8 protein-coding genes are annotated in these 10,955 nt (G+C 51.5%); 3 read left to right on the forward strand and 5 right to left on the reverse strand.

Features of this window, described 5'->3' with window-relative positions; all coding sequences use genetic code 11:
- The first annotated feature begins 60 nt into the window (after window positions 1–60).
- Complete coding sequence (locus ACCI51_RS17885; protein ID WP_371844786.1) at window positions 61–2,760, forward strand: PD-(D/E)XK nuclease family protein; 2,700 nt, start codon at window positions 61–63, stop codon at window positions 2,758–2,760.
- Window positions 2,757–6,215, forward strand: coding sequence for a UvrD-helicase domain-containing protein (locus tag ACCI51_RS17890; RefSeq protein WP_371844787.1), 3,459 nt, complete (start codon window positions 2,757–2,759; stop codon window positions 6,213–6,215). The genes ACCI51_RS17885 and ACCI51_RS17890 overlap by 4 nt, the downstream gene beginning before the upstream one ends.
- Before the next feature lie 93 nt (window positions 6,216–6,308).
- On the opposite strand, the gene ACCI51_RS17895 is transcribed toward ACCI51_RS17890, so the two are convergent.
- Complete coding sequence (locus ACCI51_RS17895; protein WP_371844788.1) at window positions 6,309–8,033, reverse strand: ATP-binding protein; 1,725 nt, start codon at window positions 8,031–8,033, stop codon at window positions 6,309–6,311.
- Window positions 8,034–8,042: 9 nt separating this feature from the next.
- Complete coding sequence (locus tag ACCI51_RS17900; protein WP_371844789.1) at window positions 8,043–9,065, reverse strand: SIR2 family protein; 1,023 nt, start codon at window positions 9,063–9,065, stop codon at window positions 8,043–8,045.
- A gap of 644 nt (window positions 9,066–9,709) precedes the next feature.
- Between ACCI51_RS17900 and csrA the strand changes: the two genes are divergently transcribed.
- Window positions 9,710–9,880, forward strand: a complete 171-nt coding sequence (gene csrA, locus ACCI51_RS17905) for a carbon storage regulator CsrA (protein WP_371844791.1) — start codon at window positions 9,710–9,712, stop codon at window positions 9,878–9,880.
- Between the two features lie 221 nt (window positions 9,881–10,101).
- Here csrA and ACCI51_RS17910 read toward each other — a convergent pair whose 3' ends face one another.
- The 3 genes from ACCI51_RS17910 to ACCI51_RS17920 form a co-directional block, all read right to left on the reverse strand.
- Window positions 10,102–10,263, reverse strand: coding sequence for a hypothetical protein (locus tag ACCI51_RS17910; protein WP_371844792.1), 162 nt, complete (start codon window positions 10,261–10,263; stop codon window positions 10,102–10,104).
- Entirely contained in the window at window positions 10,260–10,526 is a 267-nt protein-coding gene (locus ACCI51_RS17915) for a hypothetical protein (RefSeq protein WP_371844793.1), read from the reverse strand. The genes ACCI51_RS17910 and ACCI51_RS17915 overlap by 4 nt, the downstream gene beginning before the upstream one ends.
- 179 nt (window positions 10,527–10,705) lie before the next feature.
- On the reverse strand, window positions 10,706–10,955 hold a 250-nt coding region (locus ACCI51_RS17920), incomplete at its 5' end, for an IS3 family transposase (RefSeq protein WP_371844795.1).

Below are 10,955 nucleotides of genomic sequence, written 5' to 3' on the forward strand. Positions count from 1 at the left end.
AGCAGCACGACAAACCGCGACCGTTCCCCAAATAACAAGCCCTAACCGGTACCCGAATTCATGCTGAAGCCGGCATTTTCCGCTCTCGAAATATTTGCGCAGCTGCCCCCTGGAGGACTGCTGCTCACCCCCAACAACCGTTTGCGCAACCGCTGCCAGCAGGTGTTTGCCACGCAGCAGTCGCCCGGTGCCTGCTGGATGCCGCCGCCGGTGGAATCCCTGCGCAGTTGGCTGGACAAGCTCTGGTTCCAGCTGCAACAACGCAACTGGCAGCCCGCCTTGCAGCAGGTATTGAATCGCGAGCAGCGGCAATTACTCTGGCAGCGCGCCCTGGATGAATCCCTGGACCGGCAACTGCTCAACAGCCAACAACTGTGCCGGGATGCCGACAGCGCCCTGGCGCAGCTACTCCAATGGCAGCTGATTTCCGATCTCTCGCAAATAGATGAAGCGCTAACTCCCTTACTGGAGCAGTTCGCACTCTCTATGCGCAGCGACGAACTGCCGCTATGCGCCATGATCAAGGCCTTTGCCACTGAGCTTCAAGCCCACAGTGCCATCACGCCAGACCAGCGCGATCAACTGATCCTGCGCGCATTCCAGGAAGGCATTCTGGAACCCGTCGCGCAAATTGATACCGCCGGCTTCGCCCAGATTTCGCCCCTCGCCAATGCCCTGATTCACGCAGGTGCAACAGCCGTTAATGAAAGGCCGGGACTTACCCAGCAAAGTGAATTATCCGTAACCGCCTGCGCCGATTTGGATGAAGAACTCTACCAAGCAGCTCTTTGGGCCGGACAAAAGCTCGCCGAAAACCCCGGCCACAGCGTCGGTATAGTGGTGAACAATCTGGGCCAATGCCGCGCCCAGGTGGAAGCGGTATTTTCCCGCGTGCTCGAACCCCAATACCTGGACCCGCAGCAACCGCGCTACACACTGCCGTTTAACTTCTCCGCCGGTACGCCACTGGCGCAGACACCGGTCGGCAGCGCCGCCCTGCAATTGCTATCGCTACTGCAAGACGAATGGGATTACCCCCAATTGCAAAACATCCTGTTCAGCCCCTTCTGGGGTGACGACAGTGAAACCTGGCTGCGCAGTGCCCTGTTCCGCCGTTTACAAAAACTGGAGCTGCGCCGCATCGACGGCGCAACCCTGCGCTACTGGGCCGAGCGCAGCGCAGAAGTGCTCCACTTGGAATCGCCGCAACTGCCCCGCCAGCTGGAGCAAATGGCCGAACGCGCCCGCCGCTGGCAGCGAGCCCCCGCAGAAATTTGGGCCGCGCGTTTTTCCGAAACACTGACCGCATTAAATTGGCCCGGCAGCCGCAACCCGGACAGCCAGGAATACCAGCAGCTGATGCAATGGGAGTCCATCCTGGAAGAGTTCGCCGCACTCAGCGCCTGCGGTGGCAACCTTACCCTCACCCAGGCCCTGCAATTGCTGCGTCAGATTGCTAGCCGCACCCCCTTCCAAGCGGAAACCCGCGATGGCCCCCTGCAAATTCTCGGGGTACTGGAAGCCGGCGGCCTCGCCTTCGATCACCTGCGCCTGGTCGGCTTCGGTCAACAACAGTGGCCGCCGGCACCGGCACCCAATCCGCTGTTGCCGATTCAATGGCAAAAACATTGGAAGATGCCCCGCGCCAGCGCCGAGCGGGAATTGGAACTGGCCCGCGAACTCACCGCCGACCTGCAAAATGCCAGCGGCGATATCGTCGTGAGTTACACCTGTGAAGAAGACGGTGTACAGCAAGGCCTGAGCAGCTTGTTTGAAAGCCCGCAACAAGCCCAACACTTTGCCAAAGGCGCCCTGCATAATCACTACAGCCAACTGGCGCAAGCCTGTCAGCTGGAAAAAATCGAAGACAAAAAGCTACCGCCACTCACCCCCCCCGAATGCGAGCGGGTGCGCGGCGGTGCCTCGGTGCTCAAGGCCCAGGCCTTGTCCCCGTTAAATGCGCAATTGCGCTTCCGCCTTGGCGCCAGCAGTTTTACCCAACCGGATATCGGCCTCGGCCCTGCCGAGCGGGGTAATGTGGTGCACCAGGTGCTGGCGGAATTCTGGCAACGGTGCGGCACCCTCACACAACTGCAAGCCATGGACGACGAGCAACGCCAAGCGCAAATCGAACGCGCGGTGGAGCGCTCCCTCGGCAGTGTGCGCAAAAAATACAATCACCTGCCGATCGGATTTTGGGCCATGGAAAAGCAGCGCCTGGAGCGTCTGCTGCAACAATGGCTGTCTGTGGAACTGGACAGGCCCAATTTCTCCGTAGAAAAAGTGGAATGGGAACAAGCCGTGGAAATCGGCGGGCTGCACTTTAACCTGCGCCTGGACCGACTGGACCAACTCGCCAGCGGCGAGCAACTGGTAATCGATTACAAAACCGGTATTCCCAGTATTCGCGACTGGCTTACCCAGCGTATCCGCGAACCCCAGCTGCCGCTCTACGCCCTCTTCCAACCGGACGCCCACGCCATCGCCTTCGGCCAGGTGCGCAACGGCGACTGCAAATGGAATGGCTGCGGAGATTTGGAGCACCCCATCGCCGGCATAAAAGCCGTGGGCGATACGGAAAAAGAATCCCCCTACGGCACCTGGAGCAATCTGGTGGAGCACTGGCGCTACAGCCTGGAATCCCTCGCCACAGAATATCGCAGTGGTGTAGCCACCCTCGCCTTTGATCGCCCCACCGATAACAACAGTGAACTCTGGCCCCTAAACCGCTGGCCGGAAAGGGAGCAAATAACCGAATGAACGAAGTTGTGACCACTCCCGCCCTGCGCCGACCCATCGATGCCGACGCCCGTAGCCAAGCCCTGGATATCAGTCGCAGTTTTGCTGTGTCCGCCCCGGCGGGCTCCGGTAAAACCGGCCTGCTCACCCAGCGCGTATTAAAGTTGCTCGCCGCCTGCCAGCAGCCAGAAGAAGTGTTGGCCATTACCTTCACCCGCAAAGCTGCCGGTGAAATGCGCGAGCGCCTGATCGATGCCCTCCACAGCGCCCGTGACCAAGCCCGGCCAGATAACCCACACGATGCCATCACCTGGGATTTGGCCCGCGCCCTGCTGGAGCGGGATCGCGAACTGGAATGGGAACTGCTGCAAACACCCCAGCGCCTGCGTATTCAAACCATTGACGGCCTCTGCCGCAGCCTCGCCAGCCAACTGCCGATCGAAAGCGGCCTGGGCGCACCGGGTGAACCCCTGGAGCGCACTCAAATCGCCTTCGAACTGGCCGTGGTGAACCTGCTCAAACACCTCGATGGCGAAACCCCAGACGCAGATCTACAGCAGCTACTGCTCCACCTGGACAACGACCTGGGCCAGCTCAATAAGCTGCTGCGTATTTTGTTGGACAAGCGCGAGCAATGGCTCGGCCCACTTTTGAGCGTTAACTTCGACGGCGCCCAGGATTATTTCCATTTTGTTATCGACGAACTGGTAGCGGAAAAGCTGCAAGACCTCACCACAGCCCTCGGCAGTTACGCCGGGGAACTGCTGGAGCTGGCCAGTTATGCCGGCGGCAATTTACAAAAGGAAAACCCCAGCCACGGCCTGTGCCTCTTCGCCGAACTGGACGATTTCCCCAGCACAGACAGCAGCGGCCTGCCCGCCTGGCTCGCCCTCGGCAGCCTGCTCCTCACCACCACCGGTGATCTGCGCAAAGGCGGCGGCATCAATAAAAAACTCGGTTTTGGCCTACCGGATAAAAAAGATCCCGAGCGCCCAATCGCCGAAGAATACAAACAGCGCATGAAAAACCTGCTGGCAGAACTGGCCGGCAACGAACCGCTGCTCTCCGCACTGCGAGAAGTGGGCAAGCTTCCCAGCGGACTGCAACAGAGCCAATGGCAACTGCTGCAAGGGCTCGCCCAGGTACTGCCCAAGTTAGTCGCCGAATTAAAGTTGGTCTTCCAGCAGCTGGGCGCCACCGACTATACCGAAGTGGCCCAAGCCGCACTGATCGCCCTGGGCGATAGCGATAACCCCACAGACCTGGCCCTAAAACTAGACCTGCAAACCCAGCATATTCTGGTGGACGAGTTCCAGGACACCTCCCACACCCAGCTACAACTGCTGGAAAAACTCACTGCCGGCTGGCAGCAGGGAGACGGCCGCACCCTATTTATTGTCGGCGACGGCATGCAATCCTGTTACGGCTTCCGCAATGCCAACGTGGGTATTTTCCTGGATGCGCGCGAACGCGGTATCGGTGAAGTCCCCCTGGAGGCCCTCGATCTCCAGGTCAATTTCCGCTCCGAAAGCGCAGTGGTGAACTGGGTCAACGAGACTTTCCAAAGGGCCTTTCCGCAAGCGGACAATATCGGTCGCGGCGCCGTACGCTATCTGCAATCCGAAGCGTTTAAAGGCAGCAAATGGACCGAGCCCTCGGTGAATTTTTACGGCTGCATTGATGACGAAGACCGCAACCGCGAAGCCACCCAAGCGGTTGAACTGGTGCAGCAATTACAAGCGCAAGATCCGGAAAGCCGCATCGCCATTCTGGTGCGCAAGAAAAAACACCTGCAAAAGATTTTGCCGGCCCTAAGTACTGCCAATATCGCCTTCCAAGCCCCTGAACTGGCGCCGCTCGCCAGTAAAATGGTGGTGTTGGATTTACTCAGTCTCACCCGCGCCTTACTCGACCCCAGCGACCGAATCAGTTGGCTGGCCGTACTCCGCGCCCCCTGGTGCGGACTGCAACTGCCAGATCTTTACACCCTGGCCAACTGGGGCAATGGGGATATCACCGTAACCGATACCAGCGCGCGTCCATTGTTAATGGCCTTGCAGGAAGTAGACGATATCGCCCTGCTCAGCGATGAAGGGCGCACACGCCTAGCCCAAGTGGCCCCCAATCTGCTGCACGCCTGGCAACAGCGCGGCCGCAAACCCCTGCGCACCTGGATTGAAGGCCTCTGGCTGGAACTGGGCGGCCCCGCCACCGTAGCGCAAAAATCTGACCTGAATAATGTGCAGGACTTTCTGCAATTATTAGAAGCCTTCGATACCGGCGGAGCCATTACCGACTGGCAACAGTTCACCTTGGCCCTGGAACAGCTCTACGCCCGCCCCGCCCAGGATGCCAAAGTGCAGGTGATGACCATTCACAAATCAAAAGGGCTGGAGTTCGAACACGTACTGATCCCAGGCCTGGACCAAGGCGGAAAACCCGGCAGCGACCAACTGCTGCGCTGGAGCGAATGGCTTAGCCGCGAAGGCGAAAGCCGCTTCCTGCTCGCTCCTAAAAATGCGCGCGGCGGCCGCGACCCGGTTTTTGAATACCTGAAGCACGACAACAGCGAACGCGAGCGCCTGGAAGGCACCCGCCTATTGTATGTAGGCTGCACCCGCGCCATCCGCTCACTGCATCTTTTAGCCTGCAGCAACCGGGATGAAAAAAAGGGCCACCTAAAAGCCCCCGGCAGCGCCGCCCTACTCGCCGGCATCTGGCCCAGTGTTTTGCACCACCAGGAAAGCGACTGGTGCCACTGGCTGGAAGCGGAAGACCCCCTACTCAACCAGGACGAAGCCAGCAGAGATCACGACTACCTCCTGCGCCTGCCCAACCAATGGCAACCCCAGGCCGTGCCCCGGCAGGAATGGCTGGCCCAATACCGCATGCCAGACTACCAACCCAAAACCGAGGAAGAAGACAATATTCCCGAACTGGGCCAGGTAGCCCTGCGCTGGTTAAAACACGCCGGCACCGTAGCACACGAAACCCTCGCCACCATTGCCGAGACCAATATCAACGACTGGACACCCAGCAAACTGGAAGCCCAACGCCCCCTATGGCAACTGCGCCTAAAGCAATTGGGGCTATCCGCCACCAGCCTGGACCGCGCCGCCGAGAAAGTGGAGATCGCCGTACGCAACAGCCTCAACTGCCCCACCGGCCGTTGGTTATTGGATGGCTCACTAAGGGAATCCGCCTGCGAACTGGAACTCCACAGCGGCGGCCGACAGTTAAGACGCTCTATTGTCGACCGCACCTTTATCGATAACGAAGGCACCCGCTGGATTGTCGACTACAAAACGGCTGAGACCAGTGGTGAGGAAAGCCAGGAAGAGTTTATTGCGGCTCAGCTGGAGCAGTATCGGAATCAGCTGGAAAATTACCGCAAGCTTTTTTATGCGCGGGGGGAGCGGAATATTCGGTGTGCGCTGTATTTTCCGTTGATGCGGAGGTTGGTGGAGCTGGATTAGAGGGATGTATAGATTATCGTGCGGCTTAAAGCCGCACTCAATATCATAGTTAGAACGCTCACATTTTTCTGATAAAAGCGATTTATGTAAGCATCACTCTACTTTCTGCTTCCTCCAGTTGTCTATGGCAGAACCAAGCCGTGCTCGATCAACCTCGCCTTGCCATTCCCTCCAAAATTCTATAGTTCCACTATTTGGCTTTCTTACTGGCTCATCTATTCGTATTCTACTAGGCAATAGACTGGCATCACCCACTACCAAAGCTTCACCAGTATCGAGCGTAGGTAGTATGTCACTAAAGCTACCCAGGCTATCTGGAAGCAATTTTTTGATCACACCTTGGTCATCAGAATTAGTAAGCCTCATTGAAACAAAATTACTACATTGACTAAGAATTGTTTTATTAACCTCAGATGGCCTCTGGCTGATTACAACCAAACTAAGCCCATATTTTCTACCTTCTTTTGCAATCCTTTCAAAGATTTTTATTGATATATCATCTGCTGATCCGGTGAGATTTCTATTTGGTATATAAAGATGAGCCTCATCACACATCAAGGCTATCGGGTGTCTTTTCTCTAGCGGAGTCCATTGCTGAATAGAGAATGATACTCGCGCTACCAATGAAACCATTAATGGCAATACATCAGATGGCACTTCTGAAAAATCTATAATCTTAACTCCACCAGTACCATTTTCAACAGCACAGCCTAACAGTAAATTTGCCAAACGATTAAGGTAATCAAATTGAAGAACATCAGCGCCTCCTTTAAAAAGAAAACCCAATCTCCGGTCTGAGATTTTATTTTCAAGTCTGGATATCAATCGACTCAGCTTTCCATTAAATTCTCCTGCCTTGGGACCCCTTACACCAGCAACTTTCTCTTCATTAATTCTATTCAAACCATCCATCACAGATGAAAGATCAAAAGGAACAGGGCTATCTATAGTGAAATTTTCTAATATATCTTTATATTCACCGTCAGATAAATATCTATTTTTTGCCGCATTAACCTCTCTAGAAATAATCATCGCCTGATTTGGTGCATTTTGATCACTTCTATCTACGAACAATGAAACCATTGCCTCATAAGAAAGAAGCCAATAAGGCAAAAATATAGTGCCATCAGAAATGGTTTTTCCCGACTCCACATCTCCAGGCCCGGCAATCTTACAATACTTCACTCCATCACCAGCCAGTGGAGCATACTCACCATGAAGATCAAAAATAATTGCATTCGAATTTTTCAAGTGTGCGACTTGCTCAATGATTTTTGCAGTCGCCCATGACTTCCCCGCCCCTGTACTTCCACCTATAAAAGCATGCCGTTGGAAAAACTTATTTCCATTAAGAAAAGCTTCGGCTTTATCATCTAAAGTATATCTACCTAGCACCAAGGAATTTCCATCATTCTCCGAATGAGAGATAACGCGCATGAATTCTGTAAGGTCTTCTCCCTCTAGCGAAAAACAATTTGCTTCAATCTCAGGTACGCTCTCCAATGTTCTTCGGAAAACATTTCGGTTAAGGCCCTCCGCATCGAGCAATGATCCTATCAATGAAACTTTGCAAAGATTCTGTTCATCAAACTCTTCGCCATGATTTTCATCCTGATCTAGAATCAACCGCTTTCGGGTAACTTGACTTATAAGACCGATCAAGTGCTGCCCTGGCTTGCTGCTTTGTAAAACAGCAAGTCTATTTACTTGCAATCTTTTTAGCTTTTCACTGTCTTCAACAGACACGATTACAGTTGCAGTATCAACTGAAGAAACGGTCCCAAGTGCATCATCATCTGAAAAGTTAAAAATTGCCATAGCTAAGCCCTACATTATTAAATTTAAAAATCCACCTAAAGACCAACAGTTGCGCTCAATCTTAATCGGCTCTACGCATTCAGAGCTATATACTAACGAACCGGGACCATCTTCACACATTTCAATTGCCAGATATCGCGACAATTGGCTTCTAAATAAAAAATTCCTAGCTGATTCAGAAAGCTTTTGTGTAACAACAGTTATTGAGGCATCACCTTTTGCACAGCGATTCACCAGCTTCTCTTGAATATGATCATCATTAAACCCGAACCCGATACAAAGATATGAGGATGCAGCATCAATGACATCATCAGCCTCATGAATGATTGTTTTATATGGCTCTCTATGAGTACTTCGGTATTTTTCATTGCCTGGAGTAACTATGAGGGGGGTTAAACCTTCAGGTGTTCTACCAATATTACCAAGCGAACAGACAACCCCTTGATCATTAACAAACCACCCCAAAGAACCATGTACCTTCCAAATGTTAACCTGTCTCGAGGGCTTCAAATAATCTTTTTTTTCTGGAAAGCCCTTATACCCATGTGAAAACCCACAAAAATGATGAATACTCTCCTGTTCACAAGCATACTCTGCCAATCGATCATAGTTTGGAGTAATAATATTGACCTGCCTTACAGTGCTCCTCAGCATATGTCTTAAAAGCTTGCCGAGCGGAAATAGTTCTTGATCAACTAGAGCCTTCTCAAACACTGCAACATCTTCAGGAGAAAGTAGATTCCATGTAGACAATACGACTTTACTTGTTAATGCTGGAGTTAAGTTAACCTTATGAAGAGCGGTCTCAAGATCAACCCCATCCTCAAGAAAGCCGCAGAATTCTCCCCATAATCCAACCTCTTGACAACTTAAACCCTCAACCTCAACTGATCTAATTAGATGTTGAGATAAAGCTCCCATACCTGACATACCATGAGCAGCGGATGCACCACTACCCAAAATAATAACTGGTGTACTTCCATAATAGTCTTGTGCTTGTTTAGATATTAAATCGATTTCCATACCAGCCATCAAAATTCCTTTTTACAACTTCACTATTAATAAATGGTGACCCCATACACCTTCTAAACAGAAGTATAAATCGCCAAGAGTTTCGACTGAAGAAGAACATTACACAAAACAATAGTTATTCAATGGCTTTTCTTGCTAACGCATCGAAGAATATATAGGCGCCTAAATTATCTTATTGGAACTTATTTGGTTTTCCCTTTCGCCAAAGCCACGTAAAATCAAAAGATAACCGTCAAAGTTGTGGTCTATAGCTAGACAAACCCTCACAAGGCCAACACTCTGCAAGAGCCACAAAGATTTTCTAAAAGAACCTGCCCACAATAGGAGAAGGTAGCGTGAAGTAAAAATAGAGAAAAGGCGCTGACCCAAGGTGCTGCAACACCAGGGGCCAGCTAACCAAATTGATAAGAGTCCTATCAAGATGGCTGTATGCATACTACGCTAGAAACCCGCTCGTCTTCAATAAAGTGGAGCACAATCAGTAGCTTGGAGCGACTCCCCAAGCTTTGGGAGCCTAGCGCCCGCCTTTTCCTATTCTGCGCCCACCGCCCACGCGCCCCTCCACTCTTCTACCAAGTATCACTCACCAAGCTTCCCCACAAAGGAATGCCCATCCACAGCTTGAGTATCGGTAGGAAGAAAACATGTTGATCCTAAAGCGCCGAACAGGCGAGAACCTAAGAATTGGAACGAATGTCTCGATCACAGTGTTGGAAGTGAAGGGAAATCAAGTAAAGATAGGCATCCGCGCCCCCAAATCTCTTCCCGTCCATCGTGAAGAGATCTATGTACGCATAAAAATGAACAAAAACTAGGCAATGGAAGGCGTAGAGGATAGGCTCTCCAGGGAAGGAGGCTACACCTCAATAAAGACGCTATTAATAGCTAGTTATCTTCGAGGTATAGGGCAGTGAACTTAAACAGCCCTCTTCACAACTACAAAAAGTCACCTCTCCACAGAAAGGTAAAAGTCAACACAAATTGGATCGAACAAGCAGTATAACTAGCTCGCAGAAAACTGAGGTCATTTTTCAACCTATTCTTCTTCATCACTACGATCTATTAGGTTTTCCGGTGAGCCCAAAGTGCTATCTTTTTCAAGCTCTTCCTTAATATCTTCGGGAAGTGGCTTGAACAACTCTTTTGCCCTCTCTTCGGCTTCCTTTTTTGCCTGTTCGTATCTTTCTTTATCGTTCATAAGTCTCTTACCAGATAATGTGGATTGCCTTTCTTTGAACCAACCAATTTAAACCCACCATGAGACATATAGTACTTTATGAGCTTGTCATTCATAGGCTCCATGATGCGAATTTTCTTTGCACCAATTAGATCCCCATAAATTTCATACGCCAATAGAGAAATACTGAACATTTCACCGGTGTATGGACAATTCTTAGGGGCTCTCTCTATAAAATCTAAACGCATTTCGGTGCCCTTGAATGTAGGGCGACCAAGGGACATTGAACATAGAGTATTTCCCAACCAAACTGACATATCGAATGACTTCGGGTAGAAAATCTTATAGCTCCGGGAAAATTCCCAATCCCATGAAACCTTTCGTTCAGCGGTATCCTTCCAAGCCTGGAGAGCATTTAAGGTTTTGTGATCTATGATCCTACCCATCAACAACGGACACACCACTAAGCGACTAGTTGTACCTCAAACGCCTCAGGGCTTAAGTAGCCATTGGCGCTGTGTAAGCGATTTCGATTGTAGTCTATCTCTATATACTCAAATACGGTTTCTCGCATGAGGCACCTTGTAGGAAAGCGGTTACCATGGATTGCTTCTACCTTAAGTGAGTGGAAGAACGTTTCTGCACAAGCATTATCATAGCAATTACCTTTGGCGCTCATGCTGCACCGCAGATCATACGCTGTAATTAAAGAT

Source organism: Microbulbifer echini, assembly GCF_041447225.1.
Classification (GTDB): domain Bacteria; phylum Pseudomonadota; class Gammaproteobacteria; order Pseudomonadales; family Cellvibrionaceae; genus Microbulbifer; species Microbulbifer echini.